The sequence below is a fragment of the Methylomonas sp. BW4-1 genome, assembly GCF_052474385.1.
The window spans coordinates 4,281,558-4,301,299 of the sequence record NZ_CP184125.1 but is presented as its reverse complement, the minus strand read 5'-3'; the positions used below and the strand labels follow the sequence as shown (position 1 = coordinate 4,301,299).

The following is a 19,742-nucleotide window of genomic DNA, read 5'->3' as shown; positions in this document are numbered from 1 at the left end:
TGTCGCTTTCCGTTAGATCAACCAAGGGGCGGTTGCGTCAGGGTTGATGTTGTATTTAGCAATGGCTACCTCGACCTTGGCGGCGTCGAACTCGCCGGCTTGCGCCAGGCTGTGCAAGGCGGCAACGGCAACGTGGTATCTGTCCACTTCGAAGAAGCTACGCAGCTTGGCGCGGGTGTCCGAGCGGCCGAAACCGTCAGTACCCAACACCGTGTAAGAGCGATTCACCCAAGGGCGAATTTGTTCGGCAAATGCGCGCATGTAATCGGTAGCGGCGATGATCGGACCCTTGGTGCTATCCAGGCAGTGTTCGATATGCGTGATGCGCGGCTTTTCGGTCGGATGCAAACGGTTCCAGCGCTCGCAGGTTTGGCCGTCGCGAGCCAGCTCGGTAAAGCTTGGGCAGCTCCAGATGTCGGCGTCCACGCCCCAATCATCGTGCAGCAGTTTGGCGGCTTCAATGACTTCGATAAAGATGGTGCCGGAGCCTAGCAATTGCACCCGCGGTTTTTTGCTGTTCGGGCCTTTTTTGAACAAATACATGCCTTTCAGGATGTCGGCCTCCGCGCCTTCCGGCATGGCCGGCTGGTCGTAGTTTTCGTTCATCAAGGTGATGTAGTAAAAGATGTCTTCCTGCTCGACATACATCCGGCGTAAACCGTCCTGAATGATCACCGCCAATTCGCAGGCGAAGGTCGGGTCGTAGGAATAGCAGTTCGGTACGGTGGCGGACATCAGATGGCTGTGGCCGTCTTCATGCTGCAAACCTTCGCCGTTCAAAGTGGTTCTGCCGGCGGTGCCGCCCAGCAGGAAACCGCGGGTACGTTGGTCTGCCGCGGCCCAGATCAAATCACCGACCCGTTGGAAACCGAACATCGAGTAATAGATGAAGAACGGAATCATCGGTACGCCGTGGGTTGAATAGGCGGTACCGGCTGCAATCCAGTCGCACAGGCCGCCCGCTTCATTGATACCTTCCTGCAACACCTGGCCGTGCTTGTCTTCCTTGTAGAACATTAATTGTTCGGCGTCTTGCGGGGTGTAAAGCTGACCAACCTGCGACCAGATACCCAATTGCCGGAACATGCCTTCCATACCAAAGGTGCGCGATTCATCAGGAACGATAGGCACGATGCGTTTGCCGATTTGCTTGTCCTTGACCAGAATGTTCAGAATGCGCACAAAGGCCATCGTCGTGGAAATCTCGTGGCCTTCGCCTGTACCGTCCAATAGCGCTTTGAAAGCGGATAAGGCCGGTACTTCAAGCGGGTAGGACTTGGCGCGGCGAGCCGGCAGATAACCGCCCAAATCGACGCGGCGTTGGCGCAGGTAATTCAGTTCCGCAGAGTCTTCCGCGAAACGCAGGTAAGGCAGATTGATCAATTCTTCGTCGCTGACCGGCAATTGATAGCGGTCGCGGATGTATTTGATCGATTCCGTGCTCATCTTCTTTTGTTGATGGCTGGTGTTTTGCGCTTGTCCTGAGTCGCCCATCCCGTAACCCTTGATGGTTTTAGCCAGAACCACGGTGGGTTGGCCGGTATGGTTGACCGCCGCGTTGAAGGCCGCGAAGACTTTGATCGGGTCGTGGCCGCCGCGATTCAATTCCCAGATGTCGCGGTCGGTGTAATCCTTGACGAGTTCCTGCAGTTCGGGTGTGTTGAAGAATTTTTCCCGGACGTAGGCGCCGTCCTTGGATTTGAAGGTTTGGTAGTCGCCGTCCACGCATTCCATCATGCGCTTAACCACCAAACCGTCCTTGTCGCGGGACAGAATCGCGTCCCAGCGCCGGCCCCAGATCACTTTTATAACGTTCCAGTTAGCACCGCGGAAGTTGGCTTCCAGCTCCTGAATGATCTTGCCGTTGCCGCGTACCGGGCCGTCCAGGCGTTGCAGGTTGCAGTTGACGACGAAAATCAGGTTATCCAGCTTTTCGCGACCGGCCATGCCGATCGCGCCCAGGGTTTCCGGTTCGTCGGTTTCCCCGTCACCTAAGAACGCCCAGACTTTACGGCCTTCGGTGTTGGCAAAGCCGCGGTTTTGCATGTAGCGCATGAAGCGGGCTTGGTAGATTGCCATGATCGGGCCAAGGCCCATCGATACGGTTGGGAATTGCCAGAAGTCCGGCATCAACCACGGGTGCGGGTAAGACGATAAGCCGTTGCCGCCGACTTCTTGTCTAAAGCTATCCATTTGCTCTTCGCTCAAACGGCCGAGCAAGAAGGCATGAGCATAGGTGCCGGGCGCGGAATGACCTTGCGAGAAAATCAGGTCGCCGCCGTGTTTGTCCGAAGGGGCGTTCCAGAAATGATTTTGCCCGACATCGTATAAGGTGACGGCGGAAGCGAAACTGGCGATATGGCCGCCGACATTGGTGTATTTGTTGGCGCGCAACACCATCATCATCGCATTCCAGCGCACGTAAGAGCGGATGGTGCGTTCGATGTCGGTGTTGCCGGGAAATTTGGGTTGCCTATCTATCGGGATGGTGTTGATGTAAGGCGTATTAGCCGAGAACGGAATGTCCATGCCGGCTTGTCTGGCGGTACTGAGCAGGGTTTCAATCAGAAAACTGGCACGGTCGCCGCCTTCTTTTTCTATCACCGCTTGCAGTGCCTCCATCCATTCTAGGGTTTCAGCAGGATCAATATCGTGTTTGGCGGCAATATCGGTATTGTTGGTCATTACGGAACCTTGGAAAACGTTGGATTAGCTTAAAAAGGATACCCGAAATGGCTGGTTTGAGCATATTTTTTTAGTAATCCGCTACCGGCAAATCCGGCTAGAATCCAGGTAAAACCTGGATGTAGCCAAAAAACGCAGCGGTTTAGTTTTTCGAAACAGGCAAAAGGTTATTGTATGGTCAGAATTGCATTGGATTTAATGAGTTTCAGCCCTTAAGTACAGGTGGCTTTGCAAGCCGACATGACGTAAAATTTGTGTCAGTACTCATTTTTAAGGAAATCCCTATGCGTAATCAACTAGTTAAACCCTTGGTTGCCTTGTTTCTTTCTACGGCAAGCATAGAAGCTAGTGCTGGGCTGGTCAGTTTTACCTCCACTGAGTTCCAGCAAACCCTGGATGGACAGGTTTTTACTTTCACTATTGATAATGCGCCTTTGGCGGATTTAGTGGCCGGCAGCTTCACTGTCCATGCGCGCGGAGATTACTCGATCAACGCATCTACTGCCAATCCTGAGAACATCGCCGTTACATTCGAAAGTGTGATCAGCAATCTGAAATTCGCTCCTATTGCTCCACCCGTTAACTCTAGTTCTGTCTTTGTCGACGCCAACAACTACAGCACGGTTACAAACGCCGATTTGGTCGAGTGGTCGCGGAGCACGCTGCTACCGGGTGCTTTATTGCAGAGTTGGACACAGGACAACAAAATTCTTATCACCTTGGCGCTGTCACCTGACGTGACCGCGGACTTGAATGCTGGACAAGGCAGCAACCCTTTTGTCCAGGCCACTATTACGTATACGACTTCGGCAGTACCTTTGCCAGCCGCAACATGGCTGTTTTTGTCTGGTCTGATTGGTATGGTAGGCTACGGAAAACAGCGCAAAGCAGATTAAAGCTGGTTCCCAGACAACAAAAAGCCGGCTTATGCCGGCTTTTTGTTGTTGCGAAATGCGCTTGATTAATGAATAACGCTATCGGGGTGTTGCAAATCAGGCAGCACACTGCTGATGCCAGTATTGAGCAATGCGCCGGTATCGACGGTAAAGCTACCAACTCCGGTGCTATCGCCATCACCATCTGTTGCACTAAAACCAAACTGTAATTGCAGGTTTTGTGGCGCTACGCTGGTATATTGCAGGCCTCCCACCGCGAGCTTGCCAAAATTAACCTGGATTTCCAGCCTGTCGTATCCACCAACCACATTAATCGGGTCCGTAAGCCCACCTCCAGCAGGCGTGCTAAATACAACCGTTCCAGTATCAACTTGGGTTAGCCCCCTATAAGCTGTCCAGCTAAAAACATCCAAAGCACTACCAACATCGGCTTCATTGAGTTGTACCGAGTTTACTAATTGCGGAGATGTAATATCGAAACCGCCGACAGTACCAAACCTGTAGGTTATTACTTCCGATGCATCCAAAAATCTATCACCCACACCGACGTCATTGTTTGCTGAGTCGATAAACAGGTTGCTGCCCTCAACAAGCAGAGAATTCCCTACAGCAACTTTTCCGGCACCGAAAGCCAGCGCGGCGCTGCCAAAATCTAGAGTGGTGCTCGGCGCAGCAGGCAAATCCAAAACATCGTGCAATTCCAATTTGTACGCACCATCTACGGCGCCGTTAACTGTCGGCAGCAGCGAAAATACCATGCGGTCAGCACTGAGGTCGGCAAATGTGGTCGTCAGGGCACCGTTATCGACAAAAGCATAAAGTTCTTGTAACTGGTCGCCGTTGCTATCGACAATCAAATAAGAAATACCGTCTGCTCGAGACGTTAACGCCCCATTATTGTTTGTCAAATCTACACCACCGGCACTCCCAAAGCCGTCAAAACCCAGATCGTAATCAATCAAGCCCGTTAATGTTTGACCTGCGGCATCTTGTAAATTCCCGTTGCTGTTTTTGACGAAGGGCGCATCATCAAACACGTTCGCACTAAACGTCGTATTCGCGACCCTTCCGTCCTGATCGGTTAACGTCGCGGAAAATGTAAAGCCAATAGCCGGCGATTCCGGTGCGCCTGTGTTTATGTGGGTCAAAGCGTTTAGCAAGGTAAAGGTGTAACTGTCATTGTTCACAACTACCTGATAAGAGCCGTTGCTGGCTGTCAGGGTTTGCGTAGCGGCGTCCCAGGTTGCCCCGCTGGCCGACAAGACAACCGATGTTGGTGCTTGGCCGTTAATACGCAGAGTGCCGGTCTCGGCAGGGGGTAAGCTAGCGTCACTTTCGTCCACGATAACGTCGCTGACAGTGACAGTAGGCACGTAAACAATGCTGATCTCGGCGGGATTGGACTCCAGGCCCAAATTGTCCTCCACGGTGTAGGTGATCAGAGTCGGATTACCGGTAAAGCCGGGGGTTGGCGTAAAAGTAATCGAGCCTGTAGTCGTGTCGACAGTCCAAATACCCTGGCCTGGTACGACTAACGGTTGACCGGGTCCGTTACTGCCGACGATTTGCACGCTGGCGGGGTTGAGCGTGCCATCCGGGTCATTGTCGTTGCCCAGTACGTTGATCGTAACACTGCTGCCGGGTGCTAAGCCTGTAACGCTGTCATTGACGGCGATAGGTGGTAGGTTACCGGAGGTTGCCGCGGCCTGCTCCGGATTCAAAATCAAAACTTCGGGCACAATCGGCGGAAATGCGACATTGGGACCGGTGGTATCGAAACCGTTAGTGACCGGTGCTACAGGGTTGAGATATTCGACGATAACCGGCACATGGCCTTCGTTACCTGCCCCAGGCGCGCCTCCTGCTGCCGGCGCACCGCCAGCGGCAGTCGCTTCAGCTATTGTGGTTGGATCGGCGCCAGCCAGTAAGGCGGCCTGAATATCTTCCGCGCTGGGACCGGCGGGTGTCGGGTTCTGGGCGATCTGAGCCGGCTCGCCTTGTTCCTGCAGCGCTGCAGCAAGCTGCATGCTGTCGTTGCCGCCCATATCAATAAACGAGCCATTGGCAAGTTGTATCATCACCGTGCTGCCGTCGGCAGTGGTCAAAAGATCGGTTGGGTAAACGCGGTCGCCGACCTGCAAAATACGTTTACTGCCGTCGGCGGCAATGGCGGTAACGGTGCCAGTTGCGATTTTAACGATGCCGATTTCTTTGGCCATGCTTTGCTCCGAAGTTTATTCCAAATAAATAACGTGATTTTGTGACCGAATAATAAGCTAATTTGAACAAGTTGACATAGTACCTTGGTTCGAAATTTGCCGAGACGAGTCGTTAGGAGCTGCAGGATAGCATGGAGCAGCCGGCGCGCTGCTTAGCCCAATCGGGCCGTTTAGTGGCAAAACTCTGTTTATCCGCTTGTTCGGCGTAAGGGTGGCGCAGCACTTCGAGCAATTCTTGAACTAAAGAAAAATCGCCTTGTTCAGCCTGGTCAATAGCCAATTGCGCCAGATAATTACGCAATACGTATTTCGGATTGACTGCATTCATTGCTGAGCTGCGATCCAGCGGTAGCCTGCCGTCGCGCTGACTGCGCAGGCGATAAATGGCGAACCAGCGGCTAGCTTGTTCCATGAGGTCGTCGTTCAACGGCTCGTAGCTGGTGCGCTGCAACAGCGCTAAAAATTGCGCCGGCGAATTGGCTTCCGCGCTGACATCGACGTCAGCCAGCTGCCGATAAAACAAAGTCATATCGGTTTCAGCGGCTTGCATGAGCTGCGTTAGTTCCTTTACCAAGGCATCGTCTTCGCTGGGCTCGAACCTTGTTAGGCCCAATTTGGCGGCCATCATCGCCTGCCAGCCGGCGTCGAAGGTGTCGGTATAAGCCGATAAAGCTTGCTGCAAACTTTCAGCGCGCATAATCAAGGGATACAAGGCATTGGCGAGTTGTACCAAATTCCAGTAAGCGATTTTGGGTTGATTGCCGAAGCGGTAGCGTCGGCCTTGGGCGTCGGTGGTGTTAGGCGTCCAGTCCGGATCGTAGTTTTCCAGCCAGCCGTAAGGACCATAATCGATGGTCAAGCCCAGGATCGACATATTGTCGGTATTCATCACGCCGTGCACAAAGCCGACCCGCTGCCAGTGCACGATCATCTCGGCCGTCTTGCGGCACACTTGTTTAAACCATTCCAGGTAGACGGGAATCGATGGCTCGCCCAACTCCGGAAAATCGGTACGAATGGTGTAATCCACCAGTTTTTTCAGCGAGTCGATGTCATCGCGCGCGGTGAATATTTGAAAACTGCCGAAGCGGGTAAACGACGGCGCCACCCGACACACCACCGCACCCGGTTCCATTTGCGGATTACCGTCGTAAAACATATCACGCACCACCTGTTTACCCGTAAGTATCACGCTTAAGGCGCGGGTGGTCGGCACACCGAGATGATGCATGGCTTCGCTGCACAAAAACTCGCGTATTGAAGAACGCAGAACCGCCAAGCCGTCGGCGCTGCGGGAATATGGCGTCACGCCCGCGCCTTTTAGTTGCAAGGTGTAGCGTTGCTTACGCTGATTAACCACCTCGCCCAAGTTAATGGCTCGGCCATCGCCGAGTTGGCCGGCCCAATGGCCGAATTGATGGCCGCCGTAGCACATCGCATACGCTTCCATGCCTTTTGCTAGCCGGCTGCCGGCGAATACTTGGCAAAAATCTTCCGATTCGCAGAGTTCTGCGGATAAGTCCAAATCTTCCGCGACTTCTCTGGAATAAGCGACCAATCTGGGTTGCTGCGCTGGCGTCGGATTGGCCCGGGAATAGCAGGCTGCATAAACTTGGCGCCGAAAATTATCCGGTTCGGGATCACCAGGCAACTCGCGGATAAAGCGATTGTCGAAGTTCAGATTATCGAGGGCTGAATTGTGGTTTTCGGTAGGCATGATGACATCTTATCGGAGGCTAAAAAATTTTCGAATCGCGGCTGGAACCGGCTAAGATAAGCCACTAGCAGCTAGTTTATATCAATCAACTTTTCAATCAGGGAATACCAATGAACAATCTTCTTGCAAAACGCGGACCACGCGCTTTTGGCTTTAGTTCACTTCTATTAGTCGCCAGCCTTGCGACGACGCAACTGACCGGTTGCTTTACTGTCGGCCAAGAGTTTTCCCCCGTCAGAGTGCCGGAAATCAAGGTCGGCCAAACCCGTAAGCAAGATATTACCGAAATGTTCGGCACGCCTTGGCGTACCGGTATGGAAGATGGTAAGCCTACCTGGACTTACGGGATCTACAAATATGCTTTGTTCGGTGGTAACGATTCCCAGGATTTGCTGATTCGTTTCGACGCACAAGGCGTAGTGCGCTCTTACACCTTTAGTTCTACCCGCAAATAATCGTGGCGACCAGTGTTTGCTCGCGGTATTTTGGCGATTTCGCTGTTACTGGCGTCCAGTAGCGGCGTAGCTAAAAAGCTTTATAAATATCAGGATGCAGAAGGTACCTGGTTTTTTACCGATCAGGCCCCCGCATCGAATCAGCCGGTAGCAGTCAGGCAGTTAAAGGCGGCCAATCCTAAGCGCGTTTGGCTGGAAAAAACGGCCGATGATTTGCAACCGAGTTTTTTTGCGCTGAACGCTTATCCGGGGCCTATCGAACTGGCCGTCGATTGGCGTGAGCGGGAAAATGTCAGCGCCAATCCGGATTTGCCGCGCCGCTTTGTCGTTGAATCAGGACAGTCCGGCAGCTTGTTTTCGCTTATTCCCAACCAGAGCGCCGGTTTTTATAGTGTCAATCTGCAATATAGCTATGTGGTTGGGCGGCCTTTACCCGGCTATGTGAGTCAAACCCTTTATAAACCACCCTTGCCGGCCGGCGCACAGTTTCAAATTACCCAAGCTTTTAATGGACCATACAGTCATAACGATGAACAGAATCGTTATGCGGTAGACATCATGATGCCGGTTGATACGCCGATTTACGCAGCCCGGGGCGGTATCGTGCTGGAAGTGGAAAATGACTATACCAGTCATGGTACTAGCCAGGCTTACGCCAGCAAGGCTAACAGTATCAGGATTTTGCATGAGGACGGGTCCATGGCTGTGTACGCGCATTTGGCTCTGGAAAAAGCCCAAGTCACGCCAGGAATGCGGGTGGCAACCGGGCAGCTGATCGCTTACTCCGGCAATACCGGTTTGACGACCGGGCCGCATTTGCATTTTGCGGTGCAGATCAATCGCGGTATGGAGCTGATTTCCGTACCGTTTCAATTTACCGACGTGAACGGTCTGGCGGTGGAGCCAAGGCTTGGCCTGTGGTTGTCCGGGCCGGCGGCTTCCGTCGGTAATTAGCCACCAGCCGTTGAACTAAAAAACCGAAAGCAGCCCCGCCCCGCGCATTTGGCTTGATACATGGCATTGTCGGCGTTTTTCATCAGGCTATTTGCCTCCAGGCCGTCATCGGGATAAACGGCAATGCCGATACTGGAAGAAATATCCAGCGTGTGTTGTTGAATCACAAACGGCTGATTCAGACTGCTTAAGATGCTTTCGGCCACCAGCCCGGCCGCGGAGTGTCGGTCCAATTGGCAGAGTAAAATTACAAACTCATCGCCGCCCAAACGCGATACGGTATCCGTTTCCCGCTTGACGCAAGCCTCCAGACGATTCGCCACCTCTTTCAGCAATAAGTCGCCGACATCGTGACCGAAGCTGTCGTTGACCGGCTTGAATTTATCCAGATCCAGATAGAGCAAGGCCAGCAAACTGCGTTCGCGTCTGGCCTGAGCGATAGCCTGATGCAAACGGTCGATCAGCAAGGTACGATTGGGCAAGTCGGTCAGTGCGTCGAAGTGGGCCAGATGATGAATGTGTTGCTCTATGGCTTTACGCGCCGTTATGTCCATCATCGTGCCGACATAATGGGTTATCTTGCCATCCGGGCTTTTCACGGCGCTGATGGTGAGCCATTCCGGAAATATATTGCCGTTCTTGCGCCGATTCCAGATTTCACCTTGCCAGACACCTTTGCTATCAATGGATTGCCACATTTCGGCAAAAAACAGCGCATCGTGAATACCGGAATTGAGGATATTCATTTTTTGACCGATGGCCTCTTCGCTGGAGTAGCCGGTAATCTCGGTAAAGGATTTATTCACCTTTAAAATGACGGCATCGGCATCGGTAATCATCATGCCCTCCTGCGATTCAAAAGCGGTCGCAGCAATCCGCAGTTCGGTGTCCAGGCGTTTACGTTCGCTAATATTTTGCGCGAAGGTAAAACTCAGTTCCAAGCCATTGTGAGCGATATAGTGGCAGGTGAGCTCAACCGGGAAAATCGTGCCGTCCTTACGTCGATGGCGGCTTTCGTGGCTGACAATTTCGCAGTCGCGCAAGCGCTGCCAGATGTTTGACCAGGCGCTGGCCAAAAGGTCCGGATCGAATTCCCAGGGTGCCATACCCACCAGTTCGTCCCGCGAATAGCCCAAGGACTGACAAGCGTAATCGTTGACGTAAGTCACCATGCCCTTCGGATCAAGACAGAAGAAAGCGGTCTTGCTTTTATCGACCATGGTTTTGGCCAGCCACAACTCGTTTTCGATCTTCTTTAGCTCGGTGATGTCATCGTATACCCCTAATACCCCGATGGTTTTGCCCAAACTATTGCGCAGTGGCGCTTTCGATGTTCTCAGTAGAATCTCTTTGCCCTCAGGCGTGGTTTGCGGCTCTTCGTAAGCCAGCTTAGGCAGATTGGATTGCATGACCTGGCGGTCATCGGCGCGGTAGCGCAAAGCCTGGTTTCGCCAGGATAGTTGCTGATCGACTTTACCGAGGAGGTCTTCGGTTCTCGTGAAACCGCCATCTCGCGCGAACTGCGAGTTGCAGCCGAGATAGCGCGAGTGCAGGTCTTTCCAAAATACCCGCATGGGTATGGTTTCGATCACCGATTGCAGCAAGCTGCGCGACTCGGCGAGCGCATTCATTGCATTGATGCGTTTGGAAATATCGTAGAGCAATACCAGTTGCATTTTCTTGCCGGCCCCGCCTATACGGGTAGCGGTGGTCATGACGTGCTTGTTCAGGCCGTTTTTGCAACGAACTTTGATTTCCAGGGGCTGAAATTCTTGGTCGTCATTTTCGAAGCGCTTTTGCCATTCCGCGCCAATCGTTTCACGGTAAACAGGATCGGGGAAGGCCTGTAATTGCCACGCGGACAGGTTGGGAATATCCCGGAGCCGGTACCCGAAGACCTTGGTAAATTCCGGGTTCAGCATTTGCAGATTGCACTTGTCGTCGAATAGCGCCAGTGGAATGGGCAGTGCGGTGACAATAGTACTTAATTGGATATTGTCGTCGTTCAAACTGCTCAACTGGTCTAAAAAAACAATGATCATCGCGCAGATCAAAGAGGCGACCAGTAGCGAAGCGACCAAGCCGGTAAGTAGATAATCGAAGCTGATTTCGCCTTTAAGCAGCCATTCCATTACCGCCACAATCGATTCGGTGAGCATTGTCGCCAGAACAACCGAAATCAGCCAAAGCTGGTATTTATTGATACGCTGTAAACGGCTGAGAAGGATGTATTTCAAACTAGGCTTTAAGTACTTATTCGGCTGAAACGCGCAGTCGTTGACGAGATTTTTTTGTACGCTAAAGCTTACATCTTTGTAGGCCTATTTCAAAATCTTTCGAGGATTTTTCCTGTTTTAATCTGCGGCTGCTCCAATCCAATAAACGCTCAATGAGCTGCTTTACCCCGGCGACGAGCGATGAGGATGCATAAGGCCATTAAACAAAATCCGGCCCCCGCGTAAAACGTAAACTCGGCGCCGTAGCTATCCCACAGCAACCCCGCCATGACGCTAGCCAACAGCATGGCGATGCCGCCGACCAGATTGAAAAATCCGTAAGCGGTGCCGCGCAGGTCGGCCGGTGAAGTGTCCGCGACCATTTTGGCCAGCAGGCCTTGAGTCATGCCCATGTGCACCCCCCAAAGCCCAACACCGGCCAGCACTATCCGCCAATCGGCGCTACTGGCCAGTACTAGGTCGGCGGCGATCAGTACCAACAGCCCCCAAGCCAGCAGTTTCCGGTGCGATACGCGGTCGGACAGACGGCCAAACGGGTAAGCCGTAGCCGAATACACAACATTCATCGCCACCATTGCCAAGGGTAACAGCGCAATCGGAATGCCGCTTTGTTGGGCGCGCAGCACCAAAAAGGCCTCGCTGAATCGCGCTAGCGTGAACACCGCGCCTATCATCACTACCCGCCAATAGTCGGCATTTAAGCGTTGCAGATTGGCGCGCTTGATGGGGTTGCCGTGTTGCGAACGCTGCAGATGCTTGGGTTCGCGCACACCAAACAGCAACATCAGCACCGACAACCCGCCAGGAATCACGGCCACCCAAAAAACCGCCCGAAAATCGTTGGCCCACAGGAGCATGAGCGCCACCGCCAGCAATGGTCCCAAAAATGAGCCGACCGTATCCAGCGATTGCCTGAGGCCAAAGGCCGCGCCGCGAATTTCCGGCGGAGTGATGTCGGCTACCAGTGCGTCGCGCGGTGCGCCGCGTATGCCTTTGCCGACCCGGTCCAGCAGTCGCGCGCTTAAAACCATGCCGCTGCTGCCGGCGATGGCAAACAGGGGTTTGGTCAACGCTCCCAGGCTGTAACCTATCAAGGCCAGACTTTTGCGCTTGCCCAAATAATCGCTGAGCACTCCGGAAAACACCTTGACGATCAGCGCGGTCGCTTCCGCTGCGCCTTCGATTAAACCGATGCTCAAACTGCTGGCATGCAGAGTGGTGAGCATGAATACCGGCAGCAGGCTGTGGATCATTTCCGAGGAAATATCCATCAACATACTGACAAAACCCAATGCCCAAACGCTTTTCGGGATTTGTCGCCAGATAGGTTTTGCGCCGGAATGCGTCATGGAGTTTATGTTTGCCGTTCGTTTAAAGGAAATCACAGGGCCTAGGTTGCCGTAAAACCCGCCGCCCCGATGGAATTTTATTGTCGCAAGGCCCTAGAGATTGACAATGCCCGTTAGCAGTGTAAACGTAAGGCCATTTTTCAACAGGAGGTTTTTATGATGCGTAGTTTATTCTTTTTGGCCTTATTGTTCAGTTCCGGTTTGCAAGCGGCATTGCAGGAGCAAGCCGTGAGTTATACCGCCGGCGATACCACGCTAAAAGGCTATCTGGTTTGGGACGATACGAAAGGCGACAAGCAGCCCGGTGTGCTGGTGGTTCACGAATGGTGGGGCTTGAACGACTACGCCCGGCAGCGCGCGAAGATGTTGGCGGAACTGGGTTATACCGCGCTGGCGGTCGATATGTACGGCGACGGCAAATCCAGCGAGCATGCAGCCGAAGCCTCAACCTTCATGAACAGCGTCGTGGAGCGGGCGGGCGTTTCGCAATTACGTTTTACGGCGGCTTTAGCCTTTTTACAAAAACAAGCCAGTGTCGATAAGGGCAAGATTGCGGCGATAGGTTATTGTTTCGGCGGTGCGACAGTCTTGAATATGGCGCGCTTGGGTACCGATCTGGCGGCAGTAGTGAGTTTTCACGGCAATCTGGCCACGCAAACCCCGGCAAGACGTGGGCAGGTCAAATCGCGGGTATTGGTTTTGAACGGCGCGGCCGACGAGTTTGTCAGCGCCGACAGCATTGCGGCGTTTGATAAAGAAATGACCCAAGCCGGCGTGGATTATCGTTTGGTTAACTATCCCGGCGCGCGCCACGGTTTCACCAACCCCGACGCGGATAGGTTGGGCAAAGCCAATAATTTGCCTATCGCTTACGATGCCGAGGCGGACAAACAATCCTGGGAAGCTATGCAACAGTTGTTTCGCGAAGTGTTCAAGCAATAGCTAATCGTCAGTCAAATCGGTGGTTGTCGGCGCATAGGCTCTGATAAACGCGCTGACGGCGCGCTCGACTGTGGCTTTAACTTGTTTGGGTTTCAATTCCCGGCGGGCGTTGAACAAGCCCGATTCGTAGACTTCCGATTCCAGCAGGCCGCGAAAGTGCGCGGCCACCACATGCGGATCGGCACGCCGCAACTGGCCGGCATTCATCGCTTGTGCGAAAAATTGCGCAGTAAATTGCATGCCCTTGGCGGGGCCGTTTTCGAAAAACAGGCGGCCGGCTTCCGGCTGAGTGGCGGCGGCTGCGATCAACATGCGTCGGGCCGCCAAACTTTTCAAGGACAGAAAGTTGCTCATCACGCCTTCGCCGAAACGTTGCAAAGTGGCCGGCAAGTCGTCGGAAGGTTGCAACAGTGCCAGGACTTGGTTGACCTGGTCTGGCAGTGTATCCAGAGGCGCACTGCCGCAGTCCGGCATCAGCAAGGAAAATAATTGCTCGCTGTGGCGATCAGCGGAACGGCGCGCCAATTCCAGAAACAACTGCTCCTTGGAGCTGAAATAGTTGTACAGCGTGGCCTTGGAGTGGCCGGCAGTAGCGGCGATTTCCGCCATCGTCGCTTGTTCGAAACCGACTTTTTCAAACAGGGTTTTTGCCGCATCCAGAATGGCTTGGCAACGTTCTCCACTTTTCTTTCTCATGGAACCTTCCTTATTCGAGCGAGTCGGCTGAGTTTCGAGCACTAGGCCGCTGTTTGGCTTATTCTAGACCCGATGGTTCAGTTTTAAATTGTCGTATAGACTTGGAGCTGAGTAATGTTTGCCGAGATTTTTCGTCATGATGACACACCTAGCCCGCCGTATAAGCTTTTATACCCTTTATTCCCAGCGTGGATTGGCACGCGGTTCATTGCTTATCGGGATTTTTACCGTACTGGCATGCTGTGCGGTGCTTATAGTTTGGTTGTTAAACCGGGAAAGTCCAGGCGCTGCCGCGCCGGGAAAAACGGTGCCGGCGCTGACGGTGACGCGGGCAGTGCCGCAATGGCGGCAGTGGCCAACCACCCTGGAAGCGTCGGGGGCGATTGCGGCCTGGCAAGAAGCCGTCATCGGCGCCCAGCAATCCGGATTAAGGTTAATCGAAGTCAATGTCAATGTCGGCGATCAGGTCAAGCGCGGTCAGCTATTGGCGCGTTTCGATGCTGATATGCTGCGCGCCGATCTGGCGCAATTGCAGGCCAATCTGGCCCAGGCGCGGGCCACCGCCGCCCAAGCCGAAACCAACAAACAGCGGGTGCTGAAACTCAAAAACGCAGCGACGCTGAGTCAACAGGAGTTGTTGCGGTACGAAACCGAAGCGGAAACCTCCCGCATTCAGGTCGATGCGATCAAGGCCCAGTTGGCTGCTAAACAGTTGCAACTAAGCTATGCCGAGGTGCGGGCGCCGGATGACGGCGCGATTAGCGCGCGAATGGCAACCCTGGGCGCGGTGGCCGGCAGCGGGCAGGAGTTGTTTCGGTTAATTCGGCAAAATCGCCTGGAATGGCGTGGTGAATTGACCGCTGGGCAAATCGCGCAAATTCAGGCGGGGCAAGCGATACAACTGAGCCTGCCGGACGGCAGCGTTGCCCAAGCTAGGGTGCGGCAACTGGCGCCGGCCTTGGACGAGCAGTCGCGATTGGGCGTCGTGTACGCCGACATCCTGCCGGGCAGTCAGGCGCGGGCCGGTATGTATGCTAATGGTCGGATCGAGTTAAGTCAGCGTCCGGCATTGGTGGTGCCGGCCGCCAGCGTGGTGATCCGCGATGGCCGCAACTATGTGCTGAAGCTGCACAGCGATGCCGATACCTCGCCGGTTAGTTTGCAGGCGGTCGCTACCGGCCGTCAGTACGGGGTGGATATTGAAATCGTCCACGGTTTGGGCGAAGCAGAGCGCGTGGTATTGGAGGGGGCCGGCTTTCTCAATGATGGTGACCTCGTGCACATCGCGCCGACGAGGATTGATTAATGAGTTTTGCCTCTTGGTCGATTCGCAGCCCCATTCCATCGATTTTACTGTTTATCTTGCTGTCATTCGCCGGACTACGCGGCTTGCAGCAGTTGTCGATACAGAGCTTGCCGGATCTGGATTTACCCAGCGTCATTGTCAAACTTAATCAACCGGGCGCGGCGCCGGCACAACTTGAAACCGAAGTGGCGCGCAAAGTCGAGGATTCGATTGCCACGCTGTCCGGGTTGAAGCATATCCGCACCTCGATTACCGATGGCTTGGTGCAAATCAATGTCGAATTTATTCTGGAAAAAAAGCTTTCAGATGCCTTGATAGAAACCAAGGATGCGGTGGACAGGGTGCGCTCGGATTTGCCTAGCAGTGTGCTGCAACCTAGTATCAGTGCGGTGACAGTGGGTGGCGCGCCGATTTTGACCTATGCGATTGCCTCGACCAAACTGGACGAGGAAGCCTTATCCTGGCAGGTGGATGATAACGTCAGCAAGGTCATGTTGGGCGTGGCCGGCGTCGGCCGTTTCGAACGCCTGGGCGGTGTGCAGCGGGAAATACAACTGGAAGTCGATCCGGTGCGCTTGGCTTCGCTGGGCGTCACCGCAACCGATGTGTCGCGAGCCTTGAAACAGGCGCAGCAGGAGTCTTCCGGCGGCCGGGGTAATGTGGGCTTGGCGGAGCAATCGGTGCGCACGCTGGCCACGGTGCGGCAGGCCAGCGAACTCGCGGCCTTTCCGGTGCCTATAGCCAACGGCGGCGAGGTGCGCTTGGAGCAAATCGCCACGGTCCGCGACACCGTTGCCGAGCGTACGCAATTGGCAGCCTTGGACGGCAAGCCGTTGATCGGTTTCAACATCTACAGGGCTAAGGGTTTTGACGAAACCCGCATTGCCAATGATGTGGAGCAGGCCTTGGCGCGGATGCGGGAAGCCGATCCGTCCCTGAGTTTTACCCTGATTTCCGGTTCGGTGGCGTATTCGCAAGAGCAGTATGAAGGTTCGATGATGATGCTCTACGAAGGCGCGCTGTTGGCGGTCTTGGTGGTGTGGTGGTTCTTGCGCGATTGGCGGGCGACTTTGGTGTCGGCGTCGGCTCTGCCTTTGTCGATTCTGCCGACGTTCGCGGTGATGCATTGGCTGGGGTTTTCCATGAACATGCTGACCATGCTGGCCTTGGCCATCGTGGTCGGGATATTGGTGGACGATGCGATTGTGGAAATCGAAAACATCGCCCGGCATGTGCGGATGGGCAAAAGCATCCGTCAGGCCGCCGCCGAAGCGGTTGATGAAATCGCGCTAGCGGTGATCGCCACCACCTTGACGTTGGTGGTGGTGTTTATGCCTACCGCGCTGATGAACGGGGTTTCCGGGCTGTTTTTCCGGCAATTCGGCTGGACGGCGGTGGTTGCGGTGCTGGCATCCTTGCTGGTGGCGCGCTTGCTGACACCGATGCTGGCGGCTAATTTGCTCACCGAAGGCCATCATCCGGCCAGCGTCGATGGTAGATTCATGCCCATTTACCTGCAAGCCGTGCAGTGGACCTTGCGTCATCGCCAGGCCACGATACTGCTCTCCACGCTGTTTTTTATGGGTGCTTGCCTATTGTTGCCCTTGATCCCGGCGGGATTCGTGCCGCCCGCTGATCGCGGTTACACCACGGTGCAATTCGAGTTGCCGCCGGGTAGTTCGATAAACGATGCCGGTCGAGTCGCCGAAGCGGCGCGAACGGTTCTGCAACCGCTTGCAGGTGTCGAACACATTTTTACCGCGGTCGGTAGCAGTCAAATAGTCGGTGGCGGTGTGACCAGACCGGGCGAACAACGTAAGGGCGCGCTGACCTTAACCTTGAGTGAGCGAGGACAGCGGCCGCATCAAGCGCAGATTGAACAGGTGGTGCGGGCAGTGTTGCGCGAAGTGCCCGGCGCCCGCTTTTCCATTGGCATCGGTGGTCCGGGCGAGAAGATGTCTTTGATACTGTCCAGCGATAATGCGGCGGCCCTAAAGGCCAGCGCGCAGGCCTTAGAGCGCGATTTGCGTAATATGGGTAGCTTGAGCAGCATCAGTTCCACGGCCAGCCTGGAACGGCCGGAAATCGCCATTCGGCCGGATTGGCAGCGCGCTGCCGAACTAGGCGTGACGGCCGAGCTGATCGGTGAAACGGTGCGGATTGCCACCAGCGGTGATTTCGACGCCCAACTGGCCAAGTTGAATCTGGATAACCGCCAACTCGCGATTCGGGTAAGGATAGCCGATGCCGCGCGGCAGGATTTGCAGGTCTTAGCCAATCTAAGAGTAAGGGCGGGGGATAGGTTGGTGCCGCTGTCCAGTGTGGCGGAGCTAACGTTAGCCAGCGGTTCGGCGCAGGTGGACAGGTATGACCGTCGCCGCTATGTCACGGTCAACGCCGAACTGGGCGGCATGTCCCTGGGTGAGGCACTGGCCGCTGCCAAAACTTTGCCGGCAGTGGTTAATATGCCATCCAGCGTTAAATTGATTCGTACCGGCGACGCCGAAATCATGGCCGAATTGGCCAGCAGTTTTGGTATGGCGATGCTGACCGGATTGCTGTGCGTGTTTTGCGTATTGGTGTTGCTATTCAAGGATTTCTTTCAACCCTTGACCATCCTGTCGGCGATACCGTTGTCAATGGGCGGCGCGTTTGTCGCACTGTTGCTGACCGGCGGCGAGTTGAATATTCCGTCGATGATAGGCTTGATCATGCTGATGGGCATCGTCACCAAAAACTCGATCCTGCTGGTGGAATATGCGTTGCTGGCGATGCGCGAACATGGGCTGAGTCGGCACGAGGCCTTGCTGGATGCCTGCCATAAACGCGCCCGGCCTATAGTCATGACCACGGTGGCCATGATTGCCGGTATGTTGCCGATTGCGTTGGGATGGGGGGCGGACGCCAGTTTTCGTCAGCCGATGGCGGTGGCGGTGATTGGCGGCTTGATTAGCTCTACTTTGTTAAGTCTGCTGGTGGTGCCGGTGGTGTTTACCTATGTCGATGGTGCTCGGCAAAGTTTGGTAAAGCCGTTTTTCGGTAGTGTCTCAAAGGGCGAATGAATTCGCCCTTCACGCGGCGTTAACGTGTGCCGAATACCACGATGGTTTTACCGTGTGCGGTGATCAAGCCCTTGTCTTCCAGCTCTTTCAATACGCGCCCTGCCATCTCGCGGGAACAACCGACGATCCGGCCGATTTCCTGGCGGGTGATATGCAACTGCATGCCGTCCGGATGGGTAATTGCGTCCGGCTCCTTGGCCAAATCCAACAGGGTGCGGGCGATACGGCCTTCTACGTCCATAAACGCCAGGTCGCGGTATTTGCGGCTGGTAATCAGCAAACGTGTCGACAGTTGTTCACCGAGTACCGTCAAAATCTCCACCGCCTGATCGCGCAACTCGGCGTTTAACAGCATTTTGAAGCGCTCGTAGCCGATTTCCGCCATCTGGCATTTGGTGCGGGTTTTCACCAGTACGCTCCGCGTTTCGGCATTTTTGAACACCCCGATCTCGCCGACGAAATCGTGTTTGTTCAAATACGCCAAAATCAACTCTCGGCCTTCCTCGTCCTCGACGCTGACGCTGACCGAGCCGTCGACCACAAACAACAGCTTGTCGCCTATATCGCCGGGGCGGACTATGGTGATTTTGGCTGGATAGCTCCTAACATGGCAGAAGCGTAAAAAGGCGTCCAGGGCAGAGGGTGAAATCTTGTTTTGTTTAACAAAGCTCATAATTTGTAATAATTCTGTGAACTAGATTGGTTACCCTATCAAGGTGCAGTAGTTTTACAAAAAAATCAAGACATTTGACGGGTTCGTTGTAAAATTCGCGACAATTTTGAATTTGGTTGGGGTTTAGCATGCAGGCAACGATTAAATGGGTCGACGGCAGATTATTCGTCGGCGAGTCCGGCAGCGGGCATACGGTAGTCATGGACGGTCCGCCGGATCACGGCGGTCGTAATCTCGGGGTGCGCCCCATGGAAATGCTGTTGTTGGGTGTGGGCGGTCTGTTCGTCGTTCGACGTTGTGGATATTCTGCAAAAAGGCCGCCACGAGATCCTACATTGCACTGCCGAACTGACTGCGGAACGGGTGGACACAGTACCGGCCGTATTCAGCAAAATTCATTTGCACTTCAAGGTGACGGGTAAAAATCTGCCGGTTGCCGCAGTGGAACGGGCGGTGAAGTTATCCGCCGAAAAATATTGCTCGGCTTCCATTATGTTGGGCAAAGCGGGCGTGGAAATAAGTCATGATTTTGAAGTTATAGAGGGTTGATC

At 54.3% G+C, this 19,742-nt stretch carries 13 protein-coding genes and 1 pseudogene; 7 read left to right on the top strand and 7 right to left on the bottom strand.

Features of this window, described 5'->3' with window-relative positions; genetic code table 11:
* Positions 1-12: 12 nt before the first annotated feature.
* Entirely contained in the window at positions 13-2,685 is a 2,673-nt protein-coding gene (gene aceE, locus ACH5Y9_RS19920) for a pyruvate dehydrogenase (acetyl-transferring), homodimeric type (RefSeq protein WP_445367308.1), read from the bottom strand.
* Between the two features lie 284 nt (positions 2,686-2,969).
* Between aceE and ACH5Y9_RS19915 the strand changes: the two genes are divergently transcribed.
* On the top strand, positions 2,970-3,581 hold the full coding sequence (locus ACH5Y9_RS19915; protein WP_445367307.1) for a VPLPA-CTERM sorting domain-containing protein: 612 nt from the start codon (positions 2,970-2,972) through the stop codon (positions 3,579-3,581).
* A 65-nt stretch (positions 3,582-3,646) separates the two neighbouring features.
* Here ACH5Y9_RS19915 and ACH5Y9_RS19910 read toward each other — a convergent pair whose 3' ends face one another.
* Positions 3,647-5,800 (bottom strand): retention module-containing protein, encoded by a 2,154-nt coding sequence (locus tag ACH5Y9_RS19910; RefSeq protein ID WP_445367306.1) that lies wholly within the window; start codon positions 5,798-5,800, stop codon positions 3,647-3,649.
* 112 nt (positions 5,801-5,912) lie between these two features.
* Positions 5,913-7,517 (bottom strand): protein adenylyltransferase SelO, encoded by a 1,605-nt coding sequence (locus ACH5Y9_RS19905; RefSeq protein WP_445367305.1) that lies wholly within the window; start codon positions 7,515-7,517, stop codon positions 5,913-5,915.
* A 110-nt stretch (positions 7,518-7,627) separates the two neighbouring features.
* Here ACH5Y9_RS19905 and bamE point away from each other — a divergent pair, with 110 nt between their 5' ends.
* Positions 7,628-7,972: an outer membrane protein assembly factor BamE domain-containing protein gene (gene bamE, locus ACH5Y9_RS19900; RefSeq protein ID WP_319961089.1), complete on the top strand. Its 345-nt coding sequence runs from the start codon at positions 7,628-7,630 to the stop codon at positions 7,970-7,972.
* A 12-nt stretch (positions 7,973-7,984) separates the two neighbouring features.
* Positions 7,985-8,926 (top strand): peptidoglycan DD-metalloendopeptidase family protein, encoded by a 942-nt coding sequence (locus ACH5Y9_RS19895; protein WP_319961090.1) that lies wholly within the window; start codon positions 7,985-7,987, stop codon positions 8,924-8,926.
* On the opposite strand, the gene ACH5Y9_RS19890 is transcribed toward ACH5Y9_RS19895, so the two are convergent.
* A complete protein-coding gene (locus ACH5Y9_RS19890) occupies positions 8,923-11,163 on the bottom strand; it encodes a PAS domain S-box protein (protein WP_445367304.1) in 2,241 nt (746 codons plus the stop codon). The two genes, ACH5Y9_RS19895 and ACH5Y9_RS19890, sit on opposite strands and share 4 nt — an antisense overlap.
* A 149-nt stretch (positions 11,164-11,312) precedes the next feature.
* Positions 11,313-12,512: an MFS transporter gene (locus ACH5Y9_RS19885; protein ID WP_101053926.1), complete on the bottom strand. Its 1,200-nt coding sequence runs from the start codon at positions 12,510-12,512 to the stop codon at positions 11,313-11,315.
* Positions 12,513-12,668: 156 nt separating this feature from the next.
* Here ACH5Y9_RS19885 and ACH5Y9_RS19880 point away from each other — a divergent pair, with 156 nt between their 5' ends.
* A complete protein-coding gene (locus ACH5Y9_RS19880) occupies positions 12,669-13,454 on the top strand; it encodes a dienelactone hydrolase family protein (protein ID WP_445367303.1) in 786 nt (261 codons plus the stop codon).
* On the opposite strand, the gene ACH5Y9_RS19875 is transcribed toward ACH5Y9_RS19880, so the two are convergent.
* Positions 13,455-14,150 carry a TetR/AcrR family transcriptional regulator gene (locus ACH5Y9_RS19875; protein ID WP_445367302.1) on the bottom strand — a complete coding sequence of 232 codons (696 nt, stop codon included), beginning with the start codon at positions 14,148-14,150 and terminating at the stop codon, positions 13,455-13,457.
* A 136-nt stretch (positions 14,151-14,286) separates the two neighbouring features.
* Here ACH5Y9_RS19875 and ACH5Y9_RS19870 point away from each other — a divergent pair, with 136 nt between their 5' ends.
* Both ACH5Y9_RS19870 and ACH5Y9_RS19865 read left to right on the top strand, forming a co-directional pair.
* Positions 14,287-15,456 carry an efflux RND transporter periplasmic adaptor subunit gene (locus ACH5Y9_RS19870; protein ID WP_445367301.1) on the top strand — a complete coding sequence of 390 codons (1,170 nt, stop codon included), beginning with the start codon at positions 14,287-14,289 and terminating at the stop codon, positions 15,454-15,456.
* Positions 15,456-18,518: an efflux RND transporter permease subunit gene (locus ACH5Y9_RS19865; RefSeq protein ID WP_445367300.1), complete on the top strand. Its 3,063-nt coding sequence runs from the start codon at positions 15,456-15,458 to the stop codon at positions 18,516-18,518. Before ACH5Y9_RS19870 ends, ACH5Y9_RS19865 begins: the two co-directional genes overlap by 1 nt.
* 19 nt (positions 18,519-18,537) lie before the next feature.
* Here the strand turns inward: ACH5Y9_RS19865 and crp are convergent, their stop codons facing one another.
* Complete coding sequence (gene crp / locus ACH5Y9_RS19860; RefSeq protein ID WP_033158235.1) at positions 18,538-19,191, bottom strand: cAMP-activated global transcriptional regulator CRP; 654 nt, start codon at positions 19,189-19,191, stop codon at positions 18,538-18,540.
* 128 nt (positions 19,192-19,319) lie between these two features.
* Between crp and ACH5Y9_RS19855 the strand changes: the two are divergent.
* A pseudogene (locus ACH5Y9_RS19855) lies at positions 19,320-19,740 on the top strand (OsmC family protein).
* Positions 19,741-19,742: the final 2 nt, after the last annotated feature.

What these genes read in the sequence shown, in the direction of transcription:
- crp (WP_033158235.1), bottom strand. Translation starts at nt 19,191, where the DNA reads ATGAGCTTTGTTAAACAAAACAAGATTTCACCCTCTGCCCTGGACGCC.
- aceE (WP_445367308.1), bottom strand. Translation starts at nt 2,685, where the DNA reads ATGACCAACAATACCGATATTGCCGCCAAACACGATATTGATCCTGCT.
- bamE (WP_319961089.1), top strand. Translation starts at nt 7,628, where the DNA reads ATGAACAATCTTCTTGCAAAACGCGGACCACGCGCTTTTGGCTTTAGT.
- ACH5Y9_RS19885 (WP_101053926.1), bottom strand. Translation starts at nt 12,512, where the DNA reads ATGACGCATTCCGGCGCAAAACCTATCTGGCGACAAATCCCGAAAAGC.
- ACH5Y9_RS19915 (WP_445367307.1), top strand. Translation starts at nt 2,970, where the DNA reads ATGCGTAATCAACTAGTTAAACCCTTGGTTGCCTTGTTTCTTTCTACG.
- ACH5Y9_RS19870 (WP_445367301.1), top strand. Translation starts at nt 14,287, where the DNA reads ATGATGACACACCTAGCCCGCCGTATAAGCTTTTATACCCTTTATTCC.
- ACH5Y9_RS19905 (WP_445367305.1), bottom strand. Translation starts at nt 7,517, where the DNA reads ATGCCTACCGAAAACCACAATTCAGCCCTCGATAATCTGAACTTCGAC.
- ACH5Y9_RS19880 (WP_445367303.1), top strand. Translation starts at nt 12,669, where the DNA reads ATGATGCGTAGTTTATTCTTTTTGGCCTTATTGTTCAGTTCCGGTTTG.
- ACH5Y9_RS19910 (WP_445367306.1), bottom strand. Translation starts at nt 5,800, where the DNA reads ATGGCCAAAGAAATCGGCATCGTTAAAATCGCAACTGGCACCGTTACC.
- ACH5Y9_RS19865 (WP_445367300.1), top strand. Translation starts at nt 15,456, where the DNA reads ATGAGTTTTGCCTCTTGGTCGATTCGCAGCCCCATTCCATCGATTTTA.
- ACH5Y9_RS19875 (WP_445367302.1), bottom strand. Translation starts at nt 14,150, where the DNA reads ATGAGAAAGAAAAGTGGAGAACGTTGCCAAGCCATTCTGGATGCGGCA.